Source organism: Synechococcus sp. Cruz-7E5 (assembly GCF_024345995.1).
Taxonomy (GTDB): Bacteria; Cyanobacteriota; Cyanobacteriia; order PCC-6307; family Cyanobiaceae; genus Regnicoccus_A.
Genome location: NZ_JAGQCE010000006.1, coordinates 130,139 through 156,476, shown reverse-complemented (window position 1 = coordinate 156,476; position 26,338 = coordinate 130,139). Strand labels below are relative to the sequence as shown.

The window sequence follows — 26,338 nt, the reverse complement described above, 5'->3', positions numbered from 1 at the left end:
TCAGCCATCGGCTTCCGCCGGGCGGTTGACACCCTCACCCATCTCTGCCAGATGGTGAACTTCATCCGTTCCAGGCGACAGCCAGCCGATCCGCCATGACCACCCCCGAGTCGTCGCTGCTGGCCGTGCTCACCACGGTGGCGAACCGCGACGACGCCAGACGGTTGGCCAGGCAGATGGTGCATGCGGGCCTGGCGGCCTGCGCCCAGCTGGAGCCGATCGAGAGCATCTACGTCTGGAAGGGGGAGCTGGTGGAGGAGCCGGAGATCCGGATCACCTTCAAGACCACCCAGCAACACCGGCAGGCGCTGATGGAGCGGCTTCGTGAGGTCCACCCCTACGAGATCCCCGCGATCATGGCCACACCCCTGCAGGATCCCGATCCCGCCTACCGGCGCTGGGTGATCGAGCAAACGCTCCCCAGCTGATCCGCCAGGGGCGTCAGGATGGCAGCCACGCCGCCGATCCCAGCGTCCCGATGAACACCAGCGCCATCCCCACCGGCCCGGTGATCGGCTCGCCGCCGCCCCCTCCCTGGGTGGATGCGCGCACGCCCCTGGGGCGGCTGATCGCCGCGGTGCTGGCGGTGGAGCCCGTGCGTCAGCTGCTGTTCCTGCAGGCCCGGCGCATGATGATCCGCACCGCCGAAACCCGGGGCATCCCCTGGAGGCGGCGGCGCGAGCAGTTGCGCCAGCTGGCGGAGCCCCTGCTGGTGGCGTCCACCAACCCGGCCACCGTCATCCCCCCCTACTACCGCGCCCGTTTTCACGCCTACGAGGAGGGCAACCTCTGCTGGCAGGCCGCCTGCGAAACCGAGCAGGCCACCGATTCGGTGGCGCTGCGGGTGTGGAAGGAGGAGAAGCAACTCACCCCCGAGGCCGCCCAGCAGCGCATGCGCGACGGCATCTACGCCGCGATTGAACCCAGCCTCAGCGGCCCGGTTCGCGACGTGCTCGACATCGGCTGCTCCGTGGGGGTTGGCACCCTGGCGCTCACAGACTGGCTCGAGCAGCACGGCCACAGCGATGTGCACGTGAGCGGCCTCGATCTCTCCCCCCAGATGCTGGCGGTGGCGCGGGTGCGCGACACCAGCGGCCGCATCAAGGCCTGGCACCACGGCGCCGCTGAAGCCACGGGCCTGCCGGCGGCAAGCTTCGATCTGATCACGGCCCAGTTCCTCTGCCACGAACTGCCGGGCGATGCCACCCGGGCGGTGCTGAGAGAAGCGGCGCGGTTGCTGCGGCCCCAGGGCGTGCTGGCCCTGGTGGACCAAGACCCGGAGGCGGAGGTGATCCGCGCCATGCCACCGGCCCTGGCCACCCTGCTCAAGGCCACCGAGCCCTACCTCGAGGACTATTTCCGTCTGGATCTGCCCGCCGCCCTGGCCGAGGCGGGGTTCACGGCCATCCGCCGGGTGGCCTCCGACCACCGGCACCGGGTGCTGGTGGCCACGCGGCCGTGAGCACCGCATCGATCACGGTGCGCCTGTTCGCCTCGCTGCGGGAGCAGGCGGGCTGGGGGGAGCTAAGCCTGGCGATCACGCCGGACTCTCCGTCGCCCACACCGGCGAGCCTCTGGCCGCAGCTGGGGCTGGGCGCGGCCATCCCGCCCCAGGTGCGGGTGGCGGTGAACCAGGCGTTCTCCGCACTCGATCAGCCCCTCCAGAGCGGCGATGAGGTGGCCTTCCTGCCGCCGATCAGTGGGGGCTGAGCCGATGGCACACCCATCGGCAGAGGAACGCCCGCTGCAGCTCAGGCTCCATCCCGCCTGCTTCGACCCGCTCTCGGCCCTGGCGGACTGGCAGCGGAATCTCACGGCCGGCGGCGCCGAAGCGCCTGCCGCAGAAGCCCACTTCATCGGTCGGGTGCGCGGCCGCACCGCCCATGGCGCAGCGCTCGAAGCCCTGGAGCTGGAGCACTACCCCGGCATGACCGAAACCCAGATCGAGCGGATCGCCACCGCCATCAGCCACCGCCATGGCCTGCTGGCGGTGCGGGTGGATCACAGGGTGGGCCGGGTGCTGCCAGGGGAGGCGATCGTGCTGGTGGCCGTGGCCGCCGACCGGCGCGGGCCGGCCCAGCGGGGCGGCCAGGAGCTGCTCGAGGCCCTCAAACACGAGGCCCCCTTCTGGAAGCGGGAGTGGTGCGGCGGTGTGGGCACCTGGGTGGAGGGCAACACGGCGTTCTGAGCGCAGCGGCATGCAGGAGCGTGTTCAACGCAGCGACAGCCTTCAGAAGATGGGCAGGCGCAGCAGCTGGGCCCAGAGCTCCGTGCCGGCCGCCAGCGCTCCCAGTTCCGCCGGAATCTCCAGCAGCAGGTCGGCACCCTGCAGCGAACCGATGCGGGAGGAGGCCTGGCTTCCCCCCACCAGTGCCAGCAGCTCGCCATCGGGCCCCACCTGCAGACGGGCGCGGGCCAGCTCGGGGCGGCCTGAGCCTCGCTTCAGATCAGCGGCCAGGCGCACCTTCAGGCGCGGCAGCGGCTGCACCGGCGCTCCCTCCAGCAGCTGCAGCGCCGGCAGCAGCAGCTGCAGGGCGGTGATCGCGGCCGCCACCGGATTACCCGGCAGGCCAAAAAATGGCGTGCCAGCGCCCCCATCCCCCAGCCGCCCGAAGGCGAACGGCCGACCGGGCTTGAGGAACAGCTTCCAGAACGCCACCGATCCCAGCTCCGCCAGCAGCGTCCGGATCCAGTCACTGTCACCTGCCGACACCCCGCCGGTGCTCACCACCAGATCGCAGCCGGCCGCCAGCTCCAGCAGGGCGGCGCGCAGGGCGGCGGGCTGATCGGCCACCACCAGTCGCTCGGCCACCGCCAGCCCCAGCCGCTCAAGCAGCGCCACCAGCAGCGTGCCGTTGCTCTCCCAGATCTGCCCCGGCCCGCGGGCGCTGCCCGCAGGCACCAGTTCATCGCCCGTGATCAGCAGCCCCACACGGGGGCTCCGCCGCACCACCAGCTCCGCCACGCCACAACTGGCCAGACGGCCCAGATCGGCGGGGCCGAGACGCACTCCAGCGCCCAGCAGCTCCTGGCCGGCGGCGGCCTCCTCATCGGCGGCGCGGATCCAGGGGTTGGCCCCCGCCTCGCGCATCAGGCTCAGCCGCTCGCCATCGGCGGCCACCAGCTCCTGGGGCAGCACCCGGGTGGCCCCTTGCGGCAGGGGAGCACCGGTGAGGATGCGGATGGCTTCGCCCTCCGCCAGGGCCCGGGGGTAAGGGGCCCCAGGGGCCGAGCGACCCACCAAAGGCCATGAGTGTCCCACCCGCGGGACACTCATGGCCGCCAGGGCATAGCCATCCATGATCGAGGCGCGGAAGCCGGGAACCGCCTCCGCGGCCAGCACCGGCTCGGCACTCACCCGGCCCAGGGCCTGCTGCAGCGGCAGCCGCTCGCTGCCGGCCAGGGGCGTTAAGGCGGCCAGCACCTGTCGGCGGGCCTCCTCCAGGGGCAGACCCTCGCGGGGGTAGGGCTCAGGCGATGCAGCGCTGGTGCTCATCGGTGCTCACGGCTCAGGAGGGTACGGCGGCGGGATGGTGCCAGGCGCCGTGGCGTCCCCCCGTCTTCTCCAGCAGCCGCACCGGGCCGATGGTCATGGCCGGATCGGCGGATTTCACCATGTCGTAAAGGGTGAGCAGACCCACAGTTGCAGCGGTGAGTGCCTCCATCTCCACCCCAGTGGGGCCGGTGGTGCGGGCGGACGCTTCGAGGCGCAGGCCGCGGCCATCGGCGCTGGGCTCGATCAGTACCTCCAGGCCGGTGAGACCGATCGGGTGGCAGAGGGGAATCAGCTCCCAGGTGCGCTTGGCCGCCTGGATCGCAGCCACCCGCGCCACCGCCAGCACATCCCCCTTGGGGGCCCGGCCTGCGAGCACCAGCGCCAGCACCGAAGCCTCCATCGTCAGGAAGCCCTCGGCCACGGCGCGGCGATCGGTGGCGGGACGATCACCCACCTCCACCATGTGCACCTCACCGCTGGCGTTGAGGTGGCTGAGCCGGCCCGGGGCTGAATCCATGCCGGCGATCATGGCGCCGTCTGGAGCCGACGGCTGGGGAGGGGGCCGAAGCTCACTTCTTCATCATCCCGTCCTTTGGCATGGCTGAGCCTCCCAGCGGCGCCCAGGCCATGGTGGCGTTGAACTTCTCGCACCAGATCAGCACCGACTTCTGCTGAGCCAGATCAATCGAGGCGGGGATCACGTAGCTCTGGCCACCCTTGCTGGATTTCAGCGGCGCAAGCACTGTGTAGCTGCCGGGCTTGAGAGCGAATTTGGGCGGCTTGCTCATCGCCAGCGGAGTGGCCGAGGGGCTGAAGGCCAGCTTCAGGTCGGGAGCGCTGTCGCTGGTTTTGAAATCACGGCTGAGCATGAGCAGCCGTTTGCCACCCTCCTGCTTGATCACGAAACTGCCGCTTACCGGCGCTTCGGCTTTGATGAAGCTGCCCTGGTGCTGCTTCATCTCGGCAGCCTGGGCCGCCAGCATGGTGGCGGCGCTGAGGCCCAGCACAGCAACACCGCGGGTGACGGAGAAGGGAAGGAACGACATGTCTAGTAACGGAGTCAGGGGTTGGCTGTGAGGGTGTGGATCATGGGGACCACTGGCCGTGGGGCCGCCCTACGGCACAGGTACCGATGACAGGTGCGAACGGATTGGAGGCTGGGCCTGCCGATCGAGGCTGGATGGTTCCCCTGGCGCTCTATGTGCTGCTGCGGGGGCTTGACGCCACCGTGCTCAAGGGCCTGCAGAACCACGGCGCCAACCATCTGGTTAACGGCGAGAACCCGATCAGCTTCTGCAACGTGTTCTTCGTCGCCGAGCTGGTGGTGGGGCTGGCGGCGCTGCTGCCCGGGCGCACCACGCTGGGGCGTGATCTGTCCCGGCTGAGGCCGACCGACCGGCGCCTGCTCGGCCTCGATGCGGTACTGGGGCTGTTCATCGCCCCGATCGCCTACTACATGGCGCTGCAGTCGCTCTCGGTGATCAGCCAGACACTCCTGTTCGCCCTGGTGCTGCCCGCCTCGGCCCTGCTGGCGTGGACGCTGCTGCGCGAACGCCTGCCCAACGGCTTCTGGGTCAGCCTGACGCTGATCGTCGCCGGCCTGCTGCTCGCCCAGCTGGGGATGACCCCGGTGAGCACCTCCATGGATCAGTTGGCGGGGGTGGGCTGGGCACTGCTGGGGGTCGCGGCCTACAGCGGCTCCGCCGTGAGCGGCCGCCGGATCGCCAGCCGCGGCTTACCTCTGGCGGTGACTGTCGGCGTGCCCTCCAGCGCCATGGCCCTGGTGTTCGGCCTGCTGGCCTTGGTGCTGTTCGGCCCGCAGCACTTCCAGCTGCTGCAGCTGTGGTGGGTGGTGGGGGTGATCCTCATCTACGCCCTGTGCCTGTCGCTGGGCAGTGAACTGAGCCTGCGGCAGGCCTACCGGCACTTCGATGTGGCCACCGTGTCGTTGTGGGGCTCGCTCTCGATCCCGGTGGCCGCCGTCAGCGCCGCTCTGCTGCTGGGGGAACCGATCGGCTGGGCCGGCGGCGGTGGCCTGCTGCTGTTGATGACGGGCGCCAGCTGGAGCCGCTGGTCCAGCCCAATCCGACTCGGCACATCGCCGGTACATCCACCATGCCGTTCCGATCCGCCAGCGCCGTGCCCGTGAGCCGCTTCGAACCGGGGGCCGCCGCCACGCCTCCTCTGCCAGCAGGCAGTGGGCAGCCTCAGCATCTGGCGGCCCTCTACGACAGCTGCGGCGCCCCGGTCTACCGGCTGGCGCTGCACCTCTGCCGCTCGCCGCAGGAAGCCGAAGACCTCTGCCACGACGTGTTCGTGCGCTACTGGCAGCAGTGCCGCTATGACCCGAAGCGGGGCCCGGTGCTGGCCTACCTGCTGATGATGACCCGCTCGATGGCGTTCAACCGCATCCAGCAACGCCAGAACCGCTGGCAACTGGTGCAACGCTGGTCGTCCCAGCTGTTCCCGGCCGCGGTGCGCAACCCCCAGGAATGCGCCGAAGCCGACGACCTGGCCGGGCGGGTGCAATCCGCCCTGGCCACGATCCCCGCCAACCAGCGGCAGGTGCTGGAGATGGCCTATTACGAAGGACTGAGCCAGTCGGCGATCGCCGAGCGCCTGCAATTGCCCCTCGGCACCGTCAAGACCCGCGCCCGGCAGGGCCTGATCCGCCTGCGCACGTTGCTGATCGATTTCCACTCCCAGCCATGAGCAGCGACCACCACCCCAGCTTCCGCGACGACTCCGGCCAGGCGTTCGATGTGGATGCCCTGCTGGCCGGCCACGCCCTCGGCGACCTCGACGAGCTGGAGCGCGCCCAACTGGCCGAGCTCCTGCGCCAGCAGCCCGCCCTGCGCCAGCGGCTCGATGAATTCAGCACCACCCTGGAGCTGCTGCCCCTGGCCCTTCCCGCCAACACCGTCCCGCCGGCCTCGCTGCGTCAACGGCTGCTGGCCGGCCCCGCCGCCCCGCGCCTTCCCGGCCTGATCGCCACCGCCGCCCTTGGCCTCGGTCTGCTGGTGATGGGAGTGCAGCTGCACCGCACCCAGGCGCAAATCGCCCAGCTGCAGCGGCAACTGGCCAGCGGCACTCCGTTCAGCACCACCAGCCGGCGGCTGCCGCTGCGAGCGATGGCGGAGGAGGGGGCCGCCAGCGGCGAGGTGATCGTCACCGGAAACCCCACCCACAACATGCTGATGGTGGAGGGTCTGCCGCCCCCACCGCCGGCTCACACCTACCGGCTCTGGGCCACCGTGAATGGCCGGCTGGTGGGCTGCGTGCCCTTCGTGCCCGATGACAAGGGGCATGTGGCGATGCCGATCCCCACCTCTCCCACCAGCCAGGCCAGCAGCGTGGCCGTCAGCATCGAACCGCTCGGCGGCCTCGGCGCCAAGCCGGAGGGCCGCCAGGTGCTTGGCGGCACGATCTGAACCAACACCCCAGCCATGCCACCCCAACCCCCCACCCTGCCCAGGCCCGCCACGGCTCCGGCACCCTTCCCGCCGCTGCGGCGAGGCCGCCTGGAAACCCTGCAGGTGAACCTCACCTACCGCTGCAACCAGGCCTGCGTGCACTGCCACGTGAATGCCGGCCCGACCCGCACCGAAAGCATGGAGGCCGCCACCCTGGCCCTGATCCCCGAGGTGCTGGCCGCCAGGAAGCTGCGCTGCCTCGATCTCACCGGCGGCGCGCCGGAGCTTCACCCCGAGTTCCGGCAACTGGTGCGACGGGTCCGCGCCCTGGGGCTGGAGGTGATCGACCGTTGCAACCTGACGATCCTGCAGGAGCCGGGCCAGGAGGATCTGGCCGCCTTTCTTGCCGCCGAGGGGGTCACGGTGGTGGCCTCGCTGCCCTGCTACCTGCAGGACAACGTGGAGCGTCAGCGAGGCTCCGGGGTGTTCCAGCGCAGCATCGACGGCCTGCGTCAGCTGAACGCGCTCGGCTACGGACAGCCGGGCTCGGGTCTGGAGCTGAACCTGGTGTACAACCCCCAGGGGGCGGTGCTGCCCCCGGCGCAGGGGCCGCTGGAGGCCGACTACCGGCAGGTGCTGGCGGCCGACCACGGCGTGGTGTTCAACAGGCTCTATGCCCTGGCCAACATGCCGGTCCAGCGCTTCGCAGCGGTGCTGAGCGCCCAGGGGGAGCTGGAGGACTACCGGGAGTTGCTGCGCCGCAGCCACCGCGACGCAAACCTGGAGCAGGTTATGTGCCGCCAGCTGGTCAGCGTCGACTGGCAGGGCTTCCTCTACGACTGCGATTTCAACCAGCAGCTGGGGCTGGCGATCGCTGGCGATCCGGCCGCTGCAGCTGGGGCTGAGCCAGGTGAACGTTCCCACCTGCGGGATCTGCTGCGGCGCGACCCCAGCGGCGATCCGATCCAGGTGGCCGACCACTGCTTTGGTTGCACCGCCGGCAGCGGCTCCAGCTGCGGCGGGGCACTGGCCGCATGACGGCAAAATCCGAGCGAGACGTCCCCTCCAGCCCAACCTCCAGCCCAACCTCCAGTCGCTGGCTGCTGCTGCTGGCGGTGGCCGCACTGGTGGCGCTGTTCTTCCTGCTGGATCTGCCCCGGCACCTCAGCCTCGACGCCCTGCGCGACGCCCACACCAGCCTGCTGGCCTGGCGCCAGCGGGCGCCGTTCAGCGCCGCGGCCCTCTACGGCCTGGCCTATGTGCTGGTCGCCGGGCTCTCCCTGCCCGGCGCGGCGGTGATGACCCTGGCCGGAGGCGCGGTGTTCGGGCTGGGGCTCGGCACCCTGCTGGTTTCATTCGCCTCCAGCACCGGGGCCACCATCGCCTTCCTGCTGGCCCGAACCCTGCTGCGCGAGCCGATGCTGAAACGCTTTGGGGCCAGGCTGGCCCCAATCGAGGAGGGCCTGCGCCGCGACGGGGTGCTCTACCTGCTCAGCCTGCGGCTGGTGCCCGTGTTCCCCTTCTTTCTGGTGAACGTGGTGATGGGGCTCACCCCGATCCGCACACTCTCCTTTTACGTCACCAGCCAGATCGGCATGCTGCCCGGCACCCTCGTGTATGTGAACGCCGGCACGCAGCTGGCCCAGCTGCGCAGCCTCGAGGGCATCCTCACGCCGCCGCTGCTGCTGTCGCTGGCCCTGCTGGGGGCCTTCCCCTGGATCGCGCGGCTGGCCCTGGAGCGGTGGAAGCTCTGGCGGCTCTACCGCCCCTGGAGCAAGCCGGCTCGCTTCGATCGCAACCTGATCGTGATCGGCGCCGGGGCGGCGGGCCTGGTCACCTCTTACATCGCCGCCGCCGTGAAGGCCAAGGTGACCCTGATCGAGGCCGAGCGCATGGGTGGCGACTGCCTCAACACCGGCTGCGTGCCCAGCAAGGCCCTGATCGCCACGGCCCGAGCGGCGGCGCGCATGCGCCTGGCTGATCGCTACGGCCTTGAGCCCCATGAGCCCAGTGTGTCGCTGCCGCTGGTGCTGGAGCGGGTGTTCGCCAAGGTGGCGGCAGTGGCCCCCCACGACAGCGTCGAGCGCTACGAGGGGCTGGGGGTGGAGGTGCTGCGCGGCCACGGCCGCCTGATCGACCCCTGGACCGTGGCCATCACAGGCGCCGACGGCCAGGAGCAACAGCTCACCACACGGGCGGTCGTGCTGGCCACCGGCGCCAGCCCGGTGCTGCCCGATCTTCCGGGGGCCGATGCGGTCCGCCTGCTCACCAGCGAAACGGTCTGGCAGGCCCTGCGGGATGGCCCACTGGCCTCACCACGGATCGTGGTGCTGGGCGGCGGTCCGATCGGTTGCGAACTCTCCCAGGCTCTGGCCCGGCTGGGCGCACGGGTCACCCTGCTGCAGCGGGGCCCGCAGCTGCTCCGCCGCGAAGACCCCGATGCGGCGGAGCTGGTGCGGCAGGCCCTGGAGACCGATGGGGTGCGGGTGCTCACCAGTTGCACGGTGCGGGGCTTCGAGCGACGGCCAGCCGGCACCGCGGTGCTGTTCACCTGCGACGGCACTGTGATGCCCGAGGCCAGCGAACTGCTCTTTGATGAAGTGCTCTGCGCCATCGGCCGGCGGGCTCGGCTGACGGGCTATGGCCTCAAAGAGCTGGGCATCCCCACAGGCCGCACCATCGACACCAACGCCTCCCTGCAGACGCTCTTCCCCAACATCTATGCAGCCGGTGATGTGGCCGGCCCGTGGCAGTTCACCCACACCGCCGCCCACCAGGCCTGGTACGCCGCCGTCAACGCCCTGTTCGGGCCCTTACGTCGCTTCCGTGTCGACGGGCGCGTGATTCCGCGCACCACCTTCACCGATCCGGAAGTGGCCGGTGTGGGGCTGAGCGAAAGCGAGGCTGCCCGCCAGAGGGTGGCGGTGGAGGTGACCCGCTTTCCGCTGCATGAACTCGATCGGGCGATCGTGGAGAGCGCCGAAACGGGCTTCGTCAAGGTGCTCACCCCGCCCGGCAGCGACAGAATCCTTGGGGTCACGATCGTGGGCGAGCAAGCCGGCGAGATGCTGGCCGAGTTCGTGCTGGCGATGAAGTGGGGACTGGGCCTCGGCAAGATCCTCTCAACCATCCACGCCTACCCCACCCTCTCGGAAGCCAACAAGTACGCAGCCGGCGCCTGGAAACGGGCCCACGCCCCCCAGCGCACGCTGGCGCTGCTGCAACGCTTCCACACCTGGCGCCGGGGCCATTGACCCGAACTGCACCAATCTGGCTTCCATCGCCACCCCCACCCCTCTTCATTCCATTCCGTGATGACTGCTTCCCCACCAAGTCCAGGCGTGCGCGAAGCCGTGCAGACCTATTACGGCAGCACCCTTTCCAGCAGCGCCGATCTGCGCACCAACGCCTGCTGCGATGCCAGCGCCGTGCCCGCCGCCCTCCGGCCCCTGCTGGGCCGCCTCCATCCCGAGGTGCTCTCCCGCTACTACGGCTGCGGCCTGGTCTGCCCGCCGTTGCTGGAGCGGGCGCGGGTGCTGGATCTGGGCTGCGGCAGCGGCCGCGACGCCTATCTGCTCGCCCAGCTGGTGGGACCGGGCGGCAGCGTCGTTGGGGTCGACATGACGGCGGAGCAGCTGGCGGTGGCGGAGTACCACCGCGCCTTTCACGCCGAGGCCTTCGGCTACGACAACGTCCGTTTTCTGGAGGGCTACATCGAGCAGCTGGAGCAGCTCGACCTGGAGCCCGCCAGCTTCGATGTGGTGATCTCCAACTGCGTGGTGAACCTCTCCACCGACAAGCTGGCGGTGCTGCGCGGCGTAAGGCGGCTGCTCAAGCCGGGCGGTGAGTTCCACTTCGCCGATGTCTATGCCGACCGGCGCGTGCCCCAGTCCCTGCAGGCCGATCCAGTGCTCTACGGCGAATGCCTCAGTGGCGCCCTCTACTGGAACGACTTCCTGCGCCTGGCCCGCCAGGCTGGCTTCGCCGATCCGCGCCTGTTGAGCGACCGTCCCCTGGAAATCAACGATCCGGAGCTGGCCGTGCGCACCGGCGAGCTGCGCTTCTTCTCCGCCACCTACCGGCTGTTCAACATCGACAGCCTCGAGGATGCCTGCGAGGATCACGGCCAGGCCGTGATCTACCAGGGCACAATCCCCGGCCACCCGCACCGCCTCGACCTCGACACCCACCACAGCTTCGAAACGGGCCGGGTGTTTCCTGTCTGCGGCAACAGCTTCAAGATGCTGCACCAGAGCCGGCTGGCGCCCCACTTCAGCTTCATCGGCACCGACTCCAGCGCCCACTTCGGCCTGTTTCCTGGCTGCGGCAGCGTGATGCCCTTCACACCGGCCACGACAACGCCGGCAATGGCCGCACCAGCCACGGCAGGCTCCGGCTCCTGCTGTTGAGGGCTGCCGCCCTCAACGGCGGTTGAGGGCCCAGTCGTAAGGAAGGGTGTCCAGGGAATAGCGGCCCCGCTCCAGATAGCGCCGGTCTTCCGGGCTGAGGTAAGAACCGATGAAGGCCAGCACCGCACTGTCCTTGACATGGCCGGGTATCGGTACCGGCGTGGGGTTGGCACGACTCCAATCCTCACCGAACCAGCGGAAGATCTGTGAGATCTGCACCCGCTCCCCGGCGCGATCGATCCGCAGGCCATGGGGACCCGCCAGCCAGCGGCGCGTCTGATCATCCAGTTGCTGCTCCAGGCGGGCAGCGACATAGGGCTCCTGCCGCAGGGGCGGGCAGCTGATCGCCGCACACACCAGGGCCGTATGGATGCGGGGTTCATTGAACTCCTTGCGCAGAATCTGATGTTCGATCGCATCGAGCGTGCGCGGCTGGCCCGCCACCGGATGGCGGCGCAGGTTCCAGACACCCCAGATGTCCCTGATGCTGGGCTTGAGCGGCGTCTCCTGGATGATCGATGCCAGGGTGATGGCGTTGTAGGCATTGAGCAGGAAAGCGATCTGCTCCGCTTCACTCCAGGAGCGGTACTCCTGCGGGGCCACTGCTCCGATCGCGGCCACGGTGCGCTCCAGATCGGCCGGCTCGCGCTGCAGAGCTTCGTAATCCACCAGGCCCTGGGCGTTGACATGCCGCTGCAGCACCCGGCCGTAGGCATCCAGTGCGTCGGGCAGAGCGATCGCCGCTGAGGACATTGCCGCTCCGGATGACCCTGGGGAGCCGGGCGTGGCGAAGGGTGGCAGCGAGCAACCCACCAGGACGGTGGTCACTCCGGCCATCAGGAACAGTCTCAGGCTGGTCATGGCACGGACGGGATGGAGAGATCTGGGCGCTGGCACCTGGACGGCCTCAGCTGAGTGATGGCGAAACCCACCACGAACGGCACCCAGATCAAGCCGCGCTCGATCTCCAGCAGGTTCCAGTGGGGGTGGCGGTGCAACAGCACGAAGTAGATGAAGCCGCTCAGGCTCACCAGCCGCACGCCCCAGTTCGCCGTCGGCACGGCAAAGGGCACGATCCAGCTGAAGTACCAGAGATGAACGATCGGCGAAAGCATGAGCAGGGCGAACCAGTAGGCCTGCGCAAACCCGCCGAAGCGGCGGCAGCGCCACAGCAACAGGGCCACCACCACGGCCAGCGGCAAGAGGTGGATGGCATTGCTGCTGGTGGTGGCCGGCCAGATCCGCGCCAGCAGATGGGGCACGAATTCTGAGCTGCGGGCATGGGCCACGAAGGCCGAACCCGTGGGGATCAGCGGGCAGCCGAGCGACTCGCAGAAGGCCAGCGACCCCAGGCCCAGGGGCATCAGCCCCAGCAGGACCAGCCCCAACGCCAACAGGGTCCGGCCACTGCGCAGCGCCCGCCAGCAGGGGTAGGCCAGCAATAGCAGCGAGACCCACTTGATCGCCACGCTCACTCCGATCAACAGGGACGCCCAGGCCCAGCGGCCGGCGGTCCCTGGTCCCTGCGTCGTGGATGGCGCAGGCCCTGAATCAGGACCAGTGGCTGGATCGAGCAGGAACCAGGCCCCCACCAACGGCAGCAGAAACCAGCTGTCGTAGTGAGCACCGCCGCTGAAGCTGTAGATCACCAGCGGGTTCCAGGCCCAAAGCAACGCTGCCACCGCACCGAAGCGCCGGCTCAGCAGGGCGCAGATCCCCAGATCGCTGGCCAGGAATGCCAGCTTGAACAGCAGCACCTTGGCGGGGACCAGTGTGAGCAGGCGAAAGCCGAGCTGGGTCAGTGGCGGGTAGATCGCCGTCACCCCCGGATGGTTGATCTGGCCCCACCAGGCGGGTCGCAGGGCCTGCAGGGCGCTGGCGTCGGGCGGCAGTTCGTAAGGATTGAAGCCGTGCTGCTGGATCGTGCCTTCCCAGAGGTAACGCCAGACGTCATCGCCGGGCTCCATGGCCAGCAGCAGCAGCCGGGAGGCAATCGCCACGCCCCAGAACCAGACGACCGGCAGCGCCACGATCCACCAGGAGAGAGCGAAACCCAGGCCCATCACCGCCGCCGCTCCCCAGAACGCCTGCAGCACGTTCCAATCGCTGAGCTGGCCATGGGGTGCCATCCAGGCGGCCCCGCCCACCAGCAGCAGGGCACACAGCCACCGGAGCATCCGCTGGCCGGCCGGATCCTTCATCGGCGGAGCCCACGAAGGATCCGTGCCAGGTACAGACCCCCGAGGGTGCGCAGGATCACCTCCCCCGCCCGCAGGCTGCCCAGCAGCGAGCCAGAGATCTTCGAGTGCCCCCCCTGGCGCGGCCGGTAGCCCACCGGCACTTCGCGGATGCGGCAGCCCTGCTCCACCGCCCGAACCTGCATTTCAAGCGTCCAGCCGAAGCCCCGGTCGCGCAGACAGAGCGCCTCAAGGCAGGGGCGGCGAATCAGGCGCATCGGGCCGAGATCCCTGTAGCGGTGACCCCAGCCCAGCTGGATCAGGCGGGTGGCCAGACGGTTGCCGAAGCACTGCAGTGGAGACATCGCCCGCCGGCCCTCGGCGCCGGCCAGGCGATTGCCCAACACCAGATCGGCCTCGGCCGCCGCCGCCAGCAGCCGCGGCAGGGACGCCAGATCATCGCTGCCATCGCCATCGCAGAAGAGGATCCACTCCACAGCGGGCGGCAGTCCGACCAGGCCCCGCCAGCAGGCCCGGCCATAGCCCGGCCGCTGCTCGACCACCACCTCGGCACCGGCGGCACCGGCCACCGCCGCCGTGCCGTCGACACTGCCATTATCCACCACCCGGATGCGCTCCAGACCCTGGCCGCGCAGCTCCTGGATCACCGCCGCGATCGTGCTGGCCTCGTTACGCACGGGAATCAGCACCTGCAGGAAGGCGGCGGCTGGCCGGGGCGACGGGTGGCGGATGGGTCGGCTCAGGCAGTCCACCCCGGGTATACCGGCCGGCGGGGAGATCGGATTGGGCGGCCGACCATGGGAAGGTAACGGCATTGTTGCGGGTCGTCGCCATGGGCTGGTCGCGCCCCTCCACGCGGTTCTGCATCTTCCTGACGCTGCTGAACGACCGCCTGGGGGAGAGCATCGTCTTTCCCCTGCTGCCGTTCCTGCTGGCCAGCTTCACCAGTGATGGGCGCACCCTGGGGCTGCTGGCGGGGAGCTACGCCCTGGCCCAGTTCCTGTTCACCCCGTTGATCGGTGCTCTCAGCGACCGCTTCGGACGCAAGCCGGTGATCGCCGGCTGTGTGGCCGGCTCAGTGCTCGGCCTGGGCGGTTTTGCCCTAACCCTGGCCCTGCCCTGGCCGGCGGGCAGCGCCTGGCCGCTGCCGCTGCTGTTCGCCGCCCGGCTGATCGATGGGGTCAGCGGCGGCACTGCCGCCACTGCCGGCGCCGTGCTGGCCGACATCAGCCCGCCGGAAAAGCGGGCCAAGGCATTCGGGCTGATCGGCGTGGCCTTCGGGCTTGGCTTCATCCTCGGGCCGGCCCTGGGGGGGCTGCTGGCGGGGGTGAATGTGACGCTGCCGTTGCTGCTGGCGGTGGCGGTGGCGGCCGTGAACCTGGTGCTGGTGATCACGGTGCTGCCGGAAACCCATCCCCCGGCGGCGCGCCTGGCACTGCCGCGCAAGCGGGAGCTCAACCCGCTCACCCAGCTGATGCGGGTGTTTCGCAACCCCCGGGTGCGGCGGCTCAGCCTGGCCTTCTTTCTGTTCTTTCTGGGCTTCGGTGGCTTCACCGCCGTGCTGGTGCTCTATTTCAAGCAGGTGTTCGGCTGGGGGCCGGAGCTGGCCGCCATGGCCTTCCTGGTGGTGGGGGTGGTGGCAACGGTGGTGCAAGGAGGTCTGATCGGACCGCTGGTGCAACGCTTCGGTGAGGTACGCCTCAGCCAGGTCGGCCTGGGTCTGGTGGTCGTGGGCTGTCTCCTGATTCCCCTGGCCACGAAGGCCAACGCCCTGCAGGTGGTTTTCACGGCCCTGGCCCTGCTGGCGTTCGGCACCGGACTGGTCACCCCCTGCCTGCGCAGCCAGGTGTCACGCCGGCTGGATGACAGTGGCCAGGGAGCAGCCCTGGGCAGCCTCCAGGGTCTTCAGAGTCTGGGCAGTTTCATCGGCCCACCCCTGGCGGGCCTGGCCTACGACCTGGTGGGCAAGACCAGCCCCTTCTGGGCCGGCATCGCCCTGTTTCTGGTGGTGGGGCTGCTGGTGGCCGGAGCTGGACCCCTCAGCAGCCTTTCCGCAAGCAAGTCCACGACCGTGCCTCCCAGGCCCTGATTGCTACCTTCCACCCAACAGCCCCAGCCATGGATCCGGTGATGAATGAGCCCGTCGTGGCACCAGAGCTCTACATCAACCGCGAGCTGAGCTGGATCGCGTTCAACAGCCGTGTGCTGGCCCAGGCCCTTGATCCCGCCACGCCGTTGCTCGAGCAGGCGAAATTCAGCGCCATCTTCAGCAACAACCTTGATGAGTTCTTCATGGTCAGGGTGGCATCCCTGAAGTCACAGCTGGAGGCGGGCGTCTCCACCCTCAGCGACGACGGTCTCACCCCAAGGGAGCAGCTGGAGGCGATCCAGCTGAAACTGCGCCCACTGCTGGAGCAACAGCAGGCCCACTACCGCCATCACCTCAAACAGGAGCTGTTCGATCAGGGCGTTCAACTGATCGACTACCAACGCCTGAACAAACAGCAGAAGACCTGGGTCAACACCTACTTCCAGACCGCCATCTTTCCGGTGCTCACCCCCCTGGCGGTGGATCCGGCCCATCCCTTCCCGTTCATGAGCAACCTCAGCCTGAACGTGGCGGCCCTGATCCGCGATCCCGACACCGGGCAACAGCAGTTCGCCCGGGTGAAGGTGCCCACCAAGACCCTGCCGCGCTTCGTCGAGATTCCCACCGAACTCTGCACTCGCGAGCCCTCCCCCGTGTACACCGTGGTGCCCCTGGAGCAGGTGGTGGCGTTCAACCTGCAGCTGCTCTTCCCCGGCATGACGATCGAGGGGCATTACTTCTTCCGCATCACCCGCGACGCTGACCTGGAGCTGCGCGACCTGGAGGCCGACGATCTGATGGAGGCTCTGCAGGAGGGCCTGCGCAAACGCCGCCGCGGCGGAGAAGTGGTGCGGCTCGAGGTGGCCAACGAGATGCCCGATGAGGTGGTGGATCTGCTGATGGAGGGCACCGATGTGGATCTGGCCGACCTCTATCGGATCAATGGACCCCTGGGCCTCGACGACCTGATGCGCCTGCTGGCGATCCCCCTGCCCCAGCTCAAGGACAAGCCCCACCAGGGCCGCACCGCCACCGCCCTGAGTCGGGCCCAGAAGAGCCGCCTGGGCGATGGCTCGATCAAGGCGGAGGAGTTCGAGAGCATCTTTGCTGCGATCCGGCGCAACGATGTGCTGCTCCATCACCCCTACGACCTTTTCTCCACCTCGGTGGAGGAGTTCATCAACCAGGCCGCCGACGACCCCTCGGTGCTCGCCATCAAGATGACCCTTTACCGCACCTCGAAGGATTCACCCATCATCGCGGCGCTGATCCGCGCCGCCGAGAACGGCAAGCAGGTGATGGCCCTGGTGGAGCTCAAGGCACGCTTCGACGAGGACAACAACATCCAATGGGCCCGTCAGCTCGAGCACTCGGGCGTTCACGTGGTCTATGGCGTGCTGGGCCTAAAAACCCACACCAAGATCATGCTCGTGGTGCGCAAGGAAAAAGAGCGGCTGCGCAGCTACGTGCACATCGGCACAGGCAACTACAACTCCAAAACCTCCAGCCTCTACACCGACCTCGGCCTGCTCTCGGCCCAACCTGAGCTTGGACAGGATCTGGTGGAGCTGTTCAACTACCTCACCGGCTTCTCGAAACAGCAGAGCTTCCGCAGTCTGCTGGTGGCTCCCGTCACCCTGCGCAAGGGAATGGAGGCCCTGATCCAGCGGGAAATCAGCCACGCCCGCGAGGGCAGAGGCGGACACATCCGCGCGAAGATGAATGCCCTGGTGGATCCAGCGATCATCGCCCTGCTCTATGAAGCATCCCAGGCCGGGGTGGTGATCGAGCTGGTGATCCGCGGGATGTGCTGCCTGAGGCCCGGGATCCCTGGTGTGAGCGAAACGATCCAGGTGATCAGCATCATCGGCCGCTTTCTCGAGCACTCCCGGATGTTCTGGTTCGCCAATGCCGGTGAGCCAGAGATGTACATCGGGAGTGCCGATTGGATGCCACGCAACCTCGACCGTCGCGTCGAAGCGGTGACGCCGATCAAGAATCCACAGCTGCGCAGCCAGCTGGAGCGCCTGCTGGACACCTACCAGAACGACGACTGCGCCGCCTGGGACATGCAGAGCGACGGCAGCTTCATCCAGCGACGGCCCAGTGGCGACCCCCGCTGCGCCCAGCTCAATCTGATCAAGCAGTGGCGCACAGGGCTGAATGCACCGGCCTGAGGCATAGCGAACCATGATCACCAATTCTGGTAAGCATCGCTACACGACCTGCTGAATCGGCAGCATGCACAACTCAATGAAGAAAAGTAGCTTGTCCATCTTCACGGAGTCTTCGGATTTTTACAGCAGGCCACCTCTGGACCCTGCTATGTTCCGCGCACAACTCATCCGGAGGCTGGGGTGATGGGGACACCTTTGCAATCCACCCCTGCCACAGGTCTCGCTCCCAAAAAAGCGAAGTCAGCGGCACGGGCGGTGCAGCCCAAAACCGGAGGAGGTCGGCTCAGCGCCGATTCCATCGGCTGGTACCTGAGCAATATCGGCCGCGTTCCCCTGCTCACGGCAGCTGAAGAGATTGAGCTGGCTCACCACGTGCAGGCAATGAAGCGCCTGCTGGAGCTACCTGACGCTTCCCTCACTCCCCGCCAGCGGCACCAGATCCGCATGGGGGGTCGTGCCCGCGACCGCATGATGGCCGCCAACCTGCGTCTGGTGGTGAGCGTCGCCAAGAAGTATCAGAACCAGGGGCTTGAACTTCTCGATCTCGTCCAGGAAGGGGCGATCGGGCTGGAGCGGGCCGTTGACAAGTTCGATCCGGCCATGGGCTACAAATTCTCCACCTATGCCTACTGGTGGATTCGCCAGGGCATGACGCGGGCCATCGACAACAGCGCTCGCACGATTCGCCTGCCTATTCATGTGAGCGAAAAACTCTCGAAGATGCGTCGCATCACCCGGGAGCTCTCCCACCGCTTCGGCCGCCAGCCCAACCGACTGGAGCTGTCCCATGCCATGGGCATGGACATCAAGGATCTGGAGGATCTGATCTCCCAGAGCGCCCCCTGCGCCTCCCTTGATGCCCACGCCAGGGGCGAGGAGGACCGCAGCACCCTGGGCGAGCTGATCGCCGATCCGGCCAGCACCGAGCCCATGGATCACATGGACCGCTCGATCCAGAAGGAGCACCTCGGCGCCTGGCTCTCGCAGCTGAACGAGCGGGAACAGGAAATCCTTCGGTTGCGCTTCGGTCTGGAAGGCAAGGAGCCTCTGACCCTCGCTGAGATCGGCCGCAAGATCAATGTCTCACGCGAGCGCGTCCGTCAGCTTGAAGCCAAGGCGATCATGAAACTGCGGCTGATGAGCAACCTGCAGCAGGCCGCCTGAGCCAGAGCGGCTGTCAGGCTGGGCCCCGCCGGCTGGGATTGAAGCGCTGATGGGAGTGGCCCTGGTGCTGGTCTGGCTGGCCTGTGTCCTCGGTCTGGCGATCTGGGCCCGCCAACGCTGGCCCGATCAACCCGAGTGGAGCCGCAAACTGCTGCATATCGGTTCCGGACCGGTGGTGCTGATCGCCTGGGCCGTCGGGATCGATCGGTGGATCGCCCTGCCGGCTGCTGCCGTGGTCACCCTGCTGGCGGCGCTGAACCACCGCTACCGCTTACTGCCGGCCATTGAGGACGTGGGGCGCCACAGCTACGGAACAGTGGCCTACGGCGCCGCGATCACCCTGTTGCTGGCGCTGTTCTGGCCGGCCCAGCCCCAGGCCGTGGTGGCGGGGGTGCTGGTCATGGCCCTGGGGGATGGCTTCGCCGGGCTGCTGGGACCATTGATCTCCTCACCGAGCTGGCAGATCCTCGGGCAACGCAAGTCGGTGGTGGGCACCGGGGCCATGGCCGGCATGGCCCTGATGGTGGTGGTGCTCCTGCGCCAGCTGGGGGGCTCGGGGCCCGGCCCAGCCGCCCTGGTGCTGATCAGCCTTACGGCCACTCTGCTGGAGCAGATCGCCGTAGTCGGCCTCGACAACCTCAGCGTTCCAGTGGCCACAGGCCTGCTCTGGAGCTGGCTGTCGCTCAGGCCCTGAGCATCCCCTCGCAGCGGCGCTGCCAGTCGGAGGGGGTACCGAGGCCGGCCACCACCAGCCGATCGCTGGGCTCAGCCTTTAGGCGCAGCTGCCACTGGCGGATCACCTCGGCACGCTCCATCCAGGCCTGGAGAACGGTGTTCTGAATGCTCTCGGGATCCCAGCCCCGCTGACGGGCTGAACCCAGGGCCCAGCCGAGCAGGTCATCGAGCTGGAAGGGTCGAAAGCCGGCAAACACCGGCCCTGTGGGCTCCCGGGTGGCACCACTCTGCTCAAGATAGAACAGCTGGAGGGGTTCGCTCAAGCCGCAGAATTGGAGGAGGTAGGACATTGGGTTGACTCCTGATGCATCACCGGATGCCTCAAGGAACGGCAACCTAGTGCGCCCATCAGAATCAACTGTTCAACAGGAACATCCTGTTGCAAGAACATGATTCTGGCAGTCTCACTCCGGGAGTGCCAGAACTAATCCAATCAGACCGGGGCGAGGCTGCTGGCCTGGGCCTCAGCCACGGCTTCGGCCAGCCCCTCCAGCACCGTACGGGTGGTCTCAAGGTCGATGCAGGCATCGGTGATGCTCTGGCCGTAGGCAAGCTGGCTCAGATCGGCAGGGATCTTCTGATTGCCTGCCACCAGGTGACTTTCGATCATCACCCCCATCACATGACGGGAGCCCCCGCGCAGCTGGCCAGCCACCTCGGTCAGCACCTCCCCCTGGCGCCGGTAGTCCTTGTTTGAGTTGCCGTGGCTGCAGTCGACCATCAGCCTCGCCGGCAGACCCTCCTTCTGAAGGGCATGGGCCGCCTGCTCAATCGCTTCGGAGTGATAGTTGGTTCCTCCCTTGCCGCCGCGCAGCACCAGATGGCCATCGGGATTGCCTGTGGTGGAAACGATCGCGGCGTGGCCCAGCTGGCTGATGCCCAGGAAATGGTGGGGCTTGGAGGCGGCCTGCATGGCATGGATGGCCGTGACGGCGCTGCCGTCAGTGCCGTTCTTGAAGCCGATCGGCATCGACAGGCCGGATGCCATCTCCCGGTGGGTCTGGCTTTCGGTGGTGCGTGCCCCGATCGCCGTCCAGCCGATCAGATCAGCGATGTACTGGGGCACCACCGGATCGAGCAGCTCGGTGGCGGCAGGCAGCCCCATCTCGGCCAGATGCACCAGCAGGCCCCGCGCCAGGCGCAGACCGGTGTTGATGTCGTAGCTGCCGTCGAGATGGGGATCGTTGATCAGACCCTTCCAGCCCACGGTGGTACGGGGCTTCTCGAAGTACACCCGCATCACCACCTCCAGCTGGTCTCGGTGGCGCTCGCGCACCTCGGCGATCGCATCGGCATAGGCCCGGGCGGCCCCCACGTCGTGCACCGAGCAGGGACCGACGATCACCAGGACTCGGGAGTCCTGCCCATGCAGGATCGCCTTGATCCGCTCACGGGCATCAAGCACGGTGCGCGCCGCCGTCTGGCTCAGAGGCAGTTCGCGGTGGAGGACCGCCGGGGCCACCAGCGGCCGTGTCTCCACGATGTGGAGGTCGGAGGTGGTGAGCATGCCGGGAGCGGTCGTGAACCGAGGGCCAATCTCACACCCTAGAGACTCTCCCCGCAGCATCTTTGGCAGCGATGGTGACTGAGCGGGGGACCACGGCCAGAAACAATGGAGACAACCCCATTGTTTCGCCATGCCCTCTCCAGAGAGTGACACCGACCTGCTGGTGAGCTACCGCCAGGCGGAGGCGGAGCGCACGGCTCTCGGGGTCCCGCCCCTGCCGCTCACCGCCGCCCAGGCCCAGGCCCTCACCCAGCTGCTGGAGAAGCCTCCCGCCGGTGAGGAGGACGTTCTGCTCGATCTGCTCAGTGAACGCATCCCGCCGGGAGTGGATGAGGCCGCCTACGTCAAGGCCAGCTGGTTGAGCGCCATCGCCCAGGGACTGAGCGCGAGCCCCCTGGTCAGCCCGATCGAGGCCACCAGGCTGCTGGCCACCATGATCGGCGGCTACAACGTCGGTGCCCTGATCAGCCTGCTCGGCCACGCCGATGCCACCGTCGCCGCCGAAGCGGCCCGTGGCCTCAGCCGCACCCTGCTCGTCTACGACTCGTTTCACGACGTGCTGGAGCTGGCGGCCAGCAACCCCTGGGCGAAGCAGGTGGTCGACAGCTGGGCTGCCGCCGAATGGTTCACCGCCAAGGCGGAACTGCCGGCGGCGATCACCGTCACGGTGTTCAAGGTGGAGGGAGAAACCAACACCGACGACCTCTCCCCCGCCACCCACGCCACCACCCGCCCCGACATCCCCCTGCACGCCATGGCGATGCTGGAAACCCGCATGCCGGGCGGTCTTGAGCTGATCGAGCAGCTCAAGACCAAGGGTCACCCCGTCGCATACGTGGGCGATGTGGTGGGCACCGGCAGCTCGCGCAAGTCGGCGATCAACTCCGTGCTCTGGCACACCGGCACCGACATCCCCCATGTTCCCAACAAGCGCGGCGGCGGCGTGATCCTGGGCGGCAAGATCGCACCGATCTTCTTCAACACCGCCGAGGATTCCGGTGCCCTGCCGATCGAATGCGATGTCTCAGCGCTGAATTCGGGAGATGTGATCACGATCCGTCCATATGCGGGCACGATCGAGTGGGCTGAAGGCGAACCCGGCGCCGGTGAGGTGGTGGCCCGCTTCGAGCTCAAGCCCAGCACCATCGCCGATGAAGTGCGCGCCGGTGGCCGCATCCCCCTGCTGATCGGCCGCTCATTGACCGACAAGGTGCGGGCCCAGCTGGGTCTGGCGCCCTCCGAGCTGTTCATCCGCCCCGCGGCCCCGGCCGATACCGGCAAGGGCTTCACCCTGGCCCAGAAGATGGTGGGCAAGGCCTGCGGCCTGCCGGGCGTGCGCCCCGGCACCAGCTGCGAACCGCTGATGACCACCGTCGGCTCCCAGGACACCACCGGGCCGATGACCCGTGACGAGATGAAGGAGCTGGCCTGCCTGGGCTTCTCCGCCGATCTCGTGCTGCAGAGCTTCTGTCACACCGCCGCCTACCCCAAGCCGGTCGACCTCAAAACCCACGCCGAGCTGCCCGATTTCATGGCCTCCCGCGGCGGTGTCGCCCTGCGCCCCGGCGACGGCATCATCCACAGCTGGCTCAACCGCATGCTTCTGCCCGACACCGTGGGCACCGGCGGCGACAGCCACACCCGCTTCCCCCTGGGCATCTCCTTCCCCGCAGGATCGGGCCTGGTGGCCTTTGCCGCCGCCATCGGCGCCATGCCGCTCGACATGCCCGAATCGGTGCTGGTGCGTTTCAGCGGTTCACTCCAGCCCGGCGTCACCCTGCGCGACGTGGTCAACGCCATCCCCTGGGTGGCGATCCAGAAGGGTCTGCTCACGGTGGAGAAGGCCAACAAGAAGAACGTGTTCTCCGGCCGGATCATGGAGATCGAAGGGCTGCCCGATCTCAAGCTGGAGCAGGCGTTCGAGCTCACGGATGCGACCGCCGAACGGTCGTGTGCAGGCTGCACGATCAAGCTCTCGGAAGCCACCGTGGCCGAATACCTGAGCAGCAACGTGGCGCTGCTCAAAAACATGATCGCCCGCGGCTATCACGACGAGCGCACGATGGCCCGGCGGATCCAGGCGATGGAGGCCTGGCTGGCCGATCCCCAGCTGATGGGCGCCGATGCCGACGCCGAGTACGCCGAAATCATCGAGATCAATCTCGATGACCTCACCGAACCGGTGCTGGCCTGCCCCAACGATCCCGACAACGTCAAGCTGCTCTCCGAGGTGGCGGGCGAGCGGATCGATGAGGTGTTCATCGGCTCCTGCATGACCAACATCGGCCACTACCGCGCCGCTGCCACCGTGCTCGACGGGGCCGGCAGCAGCGCCGCGCGGCTTTGGGTCTGCCCCCCCACCCGCATGGACGATGAAGTGCTGCGCGCCGAGGGTTACACCGCCAAGTTCGAGGCCGCCGGCGCCCGCATGGAGCTGCCCGGATGCTCGCTCTGCATGGGCAACCAGGCCCGGGTGGAAGACAACACCACCGTGTTCTCCACCAGCACCCGCAACTTCAACAACCGACTCGGCAACGGCGCCCAGGTGTATCTGGGCAGCGCCGAACTGGCGGCGGTGTGTGCCCTGCTGGGCCGCATTCCCAGCCCGGCCGAGTACCTGGAGATTGCGGCGGCCAAGATCGATCCCCTCTCAGGCGAGCTCTACCGCTACCTCAACTTCGACCAGATCGATGGGTTCAGTGATGCCGGCCGCGTCGTGAGTGTGGAGGAGGAGGAGAAGGTGCTGGCAGGGGTCTGAGCAAGGCGGTGCCGGCGGACGATCTCACCAGGCGGACGCTGCTGCGGCATCAGGAGGGCACCAACGTTCTGCGCCGCCTGCTGGAACACCGCCTGCTGCCGGTGGTGCTGGCCCTGATCCTCACCGGTCTGGGGGCCGCCACAGCTGGCCTGCTGTTCAAGCTCGGTCTGGATGGCCTGGGCCGCTGGAGGCTGCGCTTGCTGGATTTCGGTCCCGACCTGCTGCTGCTGCCTGCGATCGGCGGCGCTGGCGGCCTGATCGCCGGGCTGCTGGTGCAGATCTGCGCCCCTGCAGCCCAGGGATCGGGCATCCCCCAGGTGAAGCAGTTCCTGCAGGGCCAACCGATTCCGATGAATCTGAAAGTGGCGTTGGTGAAGCTGACGGCCGGCATCGTGGCGATCGGCTGTGGCTTTCCCCTCGGACCATCCGGCCCTTCCATCCAGATGGGCAGCTCAGTGGGGCACGCGATGGCGAACCGCATCCAGGCTCCGAAGGTCTTCCTGCGCCTGATCGTGGCCAGCGGCGGCGGGGCCGGCATCGCTGCAGTGTTCAACGCGCCGATCGGGGGCTTCTTCTATGCGTTGGAGGAGCTGCTGCGCGGGGCCCGGCCGGTGGTGATGCTGCTGGTTTTGTTCACCACCTTCTGGGCGGACACCTGGGCGGATCTGCTCGGGCTGGCGGGCCTGGGCTCGGCCCTCACCGGCCTGAGCCGGTCGGGCACCCTGCCACTGGAGGCTCAGGTGTTCGCCTTTTTCGAGGTGCGTCCGCTTGATCTGGTGGTGTTGTTCGCGCTCGGCGCTGTGGTGGCATGTGCCGCCGAGGCCTATTGCCGCTTCGTGGTGGGTCTGCATGCGCTGCGGCTGCGCTGGCGGTTGCCGCTGGCGGCGGGGATGGCCGGGGTGGGGGTGCTGCTGGGCCTGAGCGACGCCCTGCTGCCGGCGGACTTCATCAACCGGGCCGGCATCCGCCAGGCGGTGGCGGAAGGAGACCTCGACATCTCCCGTTCCCTGACGATCTTCGTGGTGCTGTTTCTGGCCACCGGCCTGGCCGCCGCCGTGGGCACACCGGGGGGGCTGTTCGCGCCCATGCTCACCCTGGGCGGGGCGCTTGGGCTGGCGGTGGCAGGCGCGATCGCTCAGCTGGGCGCCGCCGCCCCCAGCACGGTGGTGTTCGCCTGCATGGGGGCCTTCGTGGCGGCCTGCGCCCGCACGCCGATCACGGCCATGTTTCTCACCTTCGCCCTAACCAAGGACCCACTGATCCTCAAACCGCTGCTGGTGGCCTGTCTTGGTGGTTTCCTGATGGCGCAGCTACTGCATCGCCAGTCCCTGTTCGAACGCCTGATCCCGCCGCTGGAGCCCGACCCCCCCGCCGGACCCACCGGACCCAGCACCGGTGCCGACCTCCAGGCCCTGGCGGTGACCTCCGTGCCGCTGCGGCCCCGCAAACTCTGAGCCGCAGGCAGCGGGCGCCTGCACAGGATCCTCCAGGCATGGCTGCTGTCAGAAGAGGCTCAACCGAGCCTGACGATCAACTCCCCGGCAAGCCATAAGATCGGCCGGTGGCGTTTCGCGCCGTCCCGCGCACATTTGAACCGCACAATCCGGATCGCATGAACATCTGCAGCCCGGGTTGCTTGCCTCGATTCAGCCCCTTCCCCAGCGCGATTGCTCTGTGCCCACCCTCTCCAGCGAACTCGAACAGTTTTTCTTCGACCAGGATCGTTGGCTGACAGGCGAGGCGGACGACCCAACAACCGCCCCCGCACCACCTCTAGATCCTCCCCAGCCCGATCAGCGGCGCAAAGTCACCCTCAGTGATCTGCTCGACCTTGCCGGTGAGCGCACGTTCGGTTTTCTTTTTGTGCTGCTGGCATTTCCATCGGCTCTACCAATTCCCGCCCCGGGTTATTCGGTTCCCTTTGGTATTGCCATGCTGCTGCTGGCGATGCAGTTGCTGCTGGGGCGGGAGGAACCCTGGTTTCCAGTCAGCTGGCGGAAGCACGGATTCGAGGTGGGTCAGGTGCGCCGGGTGCTGAAACTGGGCCTGCCCTGGCTGCGGCGGATCGAGTCCATTTCCCGCCCCCGTCTGACCCCGGTGTGCACAAGTGTTGTCGGCCGCACTGTCATTGGCCTGGCCATTGCCCTGATGTCGATTTCGATGATGATCCCCATCCCCGGCACCAACACCCTCCCGGCCATGGGCATCTTCGTCACAGGTTTCGGCCTGCTGGATGACGACGGCGCCATCAGCCTCGGTGGATTGGTCCTCTGCGTCTGCGGCTTTGTTCTGTCGTCGTCCATTCTGCTGGCGATTGTGTTCGGCGGAACCAGCCTGGTTGACATCGTCAAAGAGGCCCTGGGCCGCTGAAGTCACCAACCCGCTCCAGCCC

25 protein-coding genes are annotated in these 26,338 nt (G+C 68.0%); 17 read left to right on the top strand and 8 right to left on the bottom strand.

Annotation, left to right across the window (positions count from 1 at the left end):
- The first annotated feature begins 95 nt into the window (after positions 1 to 95).
- The 4 genes from cutA to KBY77_RS09240 are packed head-to-tail and all read left to right on the top strand — an operon-like array spanning position 96 to position 2,188.
- Positions 96 to 428: a divalent-cation tolerance protein CutA gene (gene cutA, locus KBY77_RS09255; protein ID WP_255103493.1), complete on the top strand. Its 333-nt coding sequence runs from the start codon at positions 96 to 98 to the stop codon at positions 426 to 428.
- Between the two features lie 50 nt (positions 429 to 478).
- A complete protein-coding gene (locus tag KBY77_RS09250) occupies positions 479 to 1,462 on the top strand; it encodes a class I SAM-dependent methyltransferase (RefSeq protein ID WP_255103491.1) in 984 nt (327 codons plus the stop codon).
- Entirely contained in the window at positions 1,459 to 1,710 is a 252-nt protein-coding gene (locus KBY77_RS09245; RefSeq protein ID WP_255103489.1) for a MoaD/ThiS family protein, read from the top strand. Before KBY77_RS09250 ends, KBY77_RS09245 begins: the two co-directional genes overlap by 4 nt.
- A 4-nt stretch (positions 1,711 to 1,714) precedes the next feature.
- Entirely contained in the window at positions 1,715 to 2,188 is a 474-nt protein-coding gene (locus tag KBY77_RS09240; protein ID WP_255103487.1) for a molybdenum cofactor biosynthesis protein MoaE, read from the top strand.
- A 42-nt stretch (positions 2,189 to 2,230) separates the two neighbouring features.
- On the opposite strand, the gene glp is transcribed toward KBY77_RS09240, so the two are convergent.
- Genes glp through KBY77_RS09225 form a run of 3 tightly spaced genes read right to left on the bottom strand, consistent with a single transcriptional unit; the run spans position 2,231 to position 4,542 of the window.
- Positions 2,231 to 3,496 carry a gephyrin-like molybdotransferase Glp gene (gene glp / locus KBY77_RS09235; RefSeq protein WP_255103485.1) on the bottom strand — a complete coding sequence of 422 codons (1,266 nt, stop codon included), beginning with the start codon at positions 3,494 to 3,496 and terminating at the stop codon, positions 2,231 to 2,233.
- A 13-nt stretch (positions 3,497 to 3,509) separates the two neighbouring features.
- Positions 3,510 to 4,013, bottom strand: coding sequence for a cyclic pyranopterin monophosphate synthase MoaC (moaC, locus tag KBY77_RS09230; RefSeq protein ID WP_255103483.1), 504 nt, complete (start codon positions 4,011 to 4,013; stop codon positions 3,510 to 3,512).
- Positions 4,014 to 4,065: 52 nt separating this feature from the next.
- Entirely contained in the window at positions 4,066 to 4,542 is a 477-nt protein-coding gene (locus KBY77_RS09225) for a DM13 domain-containing protein (RefSeq protein ID WP_255103481.1), read from the bottom strand.
- Positions 4,543 to 4,676: 134 nt separating this feature from the next.
- Here KBY77_RS09225 and KBY77_RS09220 point away from each other — a divergent pair, with 134 nt between their 5' ends.
- The 6 genes from KBY77_RS09220 to KBY77_RS09195 all read left to right on the top strand — a co-directional run bounded on the left by KBY77_RS09220 (position 4,677) and on the right by KBY77_RS09195 (position 11,318).
- Positions 4,677 to 5,645, top strand: a complete 969-nt coding sequence (locus KBY77_RS09220; protein ID WP_255103479.1) for a DMT family transporter — start codon at positions 4,677 to 4,679, stop codon at positions 5,643 to 5,645.
- A complete protein-coding gene (locus KBY77_RS09215) occupies positions 5,612 to 6,208 on the top strand; it encodes a sigma-70 family RNA polymerase sigma factor (protein ID WP_255103476.1) in 597 nt (198 codons plus the stop codon). Before KBY77_RS09220 ends, KBY77_RS09215 begins: the two co-directional genes overlap by 34 nt.
- Complete coding sequence (locus tag KBY77_RS09210; protein WP_255103474.1) at positions 6,205 to 6,927, top strand: anti-sigma factor domain-containing protein; 723 nt, start codon at positions 6,205 to 6,207, stop codon at positions 6,925 to 6,927. Before KBY77_RS09215 ends, KBY77_RS09210 begins: the two co-directional genes overlap by 4 nt.
- A 15-nt stretch (positions 6,928 to 6,942) precedes the next feature.
- A complete protein-coding gene (gene arsS / locus KBY77_RS09205; protein WP_255103471.1) occupies positions 6,943 to 7,947 on the top strand; it encodes an arsenosugar biosynthesis radical SAM (seleno)protein ArsS in 1,005 nt (334 codons plus the stop codon).
- The gene (locus KBY77_RS09200) at positions 7,944 to 10,163 is read left to right on the top strand and encodes an FAD-dependent oxidoreductase (RefSeq protein WP_255103468.1); all 2,220 of its coding nucleotides are present in this window, start codon (positions 7,944 to 7,946) and stop codon (positions 10,161 to 10,163) included. Before arsS ends, KBY77_RS09200 begins: the two co-directional genes overlap by 4 nt.
- Positions 10,164 to 10,250: 87 nt before the next feature.
- Positions 10,251 to 11,318 carry a methyltransferase domain-containing protein gene (locus tag KBY77_RS09195; protein WP_255103458.1) on the top strand — a complete coding sequence of 356 codons (1,068 nt, stop codon included), beginning with the start codon at positions 10,251 to 10,253 and terminating at the stop codon, positions 11,316 to 11,318.
- A gap of 12 nt (positions 11,319 to 11,330) precedes the next feature.
- Here KBY77_RS09195 and KBY77_RS09190 read toward each other — a convergent pair whose 3' ends face one another.
- Genes KBY77_RS09190 through KBY77_RS09180 form a run of 3 tightly spaced genes read right to left on the bottom strand, consistent with a single transcriptional unit; the run spans position 11,331 to position 14,331 of the window.
- Entirely contained in the window at positions 11,331 to 12,179 is an 849-nt protein-coding gene (locus tag KBY77_RS09190; protein ID WP_255103456.1) for a DUF547 domain-containing protein, read from the bottom strand.
- Positions 12,176 to 13,519 carry a hypothetical protein gene (locus KBY77_RS09185; protein ID WP_255103454.1) on the bottom strand — a complete coding sequence of 448 codons (1,344 nt, stop codon included), beginning with the start codon at positions 13,517 to 13,519 and terminating at the stop codon, positions 12,176 to 12,178. Before KBY77_RS09185 ends, KBY77_RS09190 begins: the two co-directional genes overlap by 4 nt.
- Positions 13,516 to 14,331, bottom strand: a complete 816-nt coding sequence (locus KBY77_RS09180) for a glycosyltransferase (protein ID WP_255103452.1) — start codon at positions 14,329 to 14,331, stop codon at positions 13,516 to 13,518. The genes KBY77_RS09185 and KBY77_RS09180 overlap by 4 nt, the downstream gene beginning before the upstream one ends.
- Positions 14,332 to 14,348: 17 nt before the next feature.
- Here KBY77_RS09180 and KBY77_RS09175 point away from each other — a divergent pair, with 17 nt between their 5' ends.
- From KBY77_RS09175 to KBY77_RS09160, 4 genes are all read left to right on the top strand, one after another.
- Entirely contained in the window at positions 14,349 to 15,605 is a 1,257-nt protein-coding gene (locus KBY77_RS09175; RefSeq protein ID WP_255103540.1) for an MFS transporter, read from the top strand.
- 41 nt (positions 15,606 to 15,646) lie between these two features.
- Positions 15,647 to 17,782 carry a polyphosphate kinase 1 gene (gene ppk1, locus KBY77_RS09170; RefSeq protein WP_255103449.1) on the top strand — a complete coding sequence of 712 codons (2,136 nt, stop codon included), beginning with the start codon at positions 15,647 to 15,649 and terminating at the stop codon, positions 17,780 to 17,782.
- A gap of 183 nt (positions 17,783 to 17,965) precedes the next feature.
- Positions 17,966 to 18,946 carry an RpoD/SigA family RNA polymerase sigma factor gene (locus KBY77_RS09165; RefSeq protein WP_255103447.1) on the top strand — a complete coding sequence of 327 codons (981 nt, stop codon included), beginning with the start codon at positions 17,966 to 17,968 and terminating at the stop codon, positions 18,944 to 18,946.
- Between the two features lie 49 nt (positions 18,947 to 18,995).
- Complete coding sequence (locus KBY77_RS09160; RefSeq protein WP_255094840.1) at positions 18,996 to 19,640, top strand: diacylglycerol/polyprenol kinase family protein; 645 nt, start codon at positions 18,996 to 18,998, stop codon at positions 19,638 to 19,640.
- On the opposite strand, the gene KBY77_RS09155 is transcribed toward KBY77_RS09160, so the two are convergent.
- Complete coding sequence (locus KBY77_RS09155; RefSeq protein WP_315856472.1) at positions 19,630 to 19,944, bottom strand: hypothetical protein; 315 nt, start codon at positions 19,942 to 19,944, stop codon at positions 19,630 to 19,632. The genes KBY77_RS09160 and KBY77_RS09155 overlap by 11 nt on opposite strands.
- 170 nt (positions 19,945 to 20,114) lie before the next feature.
- Positions 20,115 to 21,188, bottom strand: coding sequence for a 3-deoxy-7-phosphoheptulonate synthase (locus tag KBY77_RS09150; RefSeq protein WP_255103443.1), 1,074 nt, complete (start codon positions 21,186 to 21,188; stop codon positions 20,115 to 20,117).
- A gap of 130 nt (positions 21,189 to 21,318) precedes the next feature.
- Here KBY77_RS09150 and acnB point away from each other — a divergent pair, with 130 nt between their 5' ends.
- From acnB to KBY77_RS09135, 3 genes are all read left to right on the top strand, one after another.
- The gene (gene acnB / locus KBY77_RS09145; protein WP_255103440.1) at positions 21,319 to 23,946 is read left to right on the top strand and encodes a bifunctional aconitate hydratase 2/2-methylisocitrate dehydratase; all 2,628 of its coding nucleotides are present in this window, start codon (positions 21,319 to 21,321) and stop codon (positions 23,944 to 23,946) included.
- 8 nt (positions 23,947 to 23,954) lie between these two features.
- Positions 23,955 to 25,400: a ClC family H(+)/Cl(-) exchange transporter gene (locus KBY77_RS09140; RefSeq protein ID WP_255103438.1), complete on the top strand. Its 1,446-nt coding sequence runs from the start codon at positions 23,955 to 23,957 to the stop codon at positions 25,398 to 25,400.
- Between the two features lie 220 nt (positions 25,401 to 25,620).
- Entirely contained in the window at positions 25,621 to 26,316 is a 696-nt protein-coding gene (locus tag KBY77_RS09135; RefSeq protein ID WP_255103434.1) for an exopolysaccharide biosynthesis protein, read from the top strand.
- Positions 26,317 to 26,338: the final 22 nt, after the last annotated feature.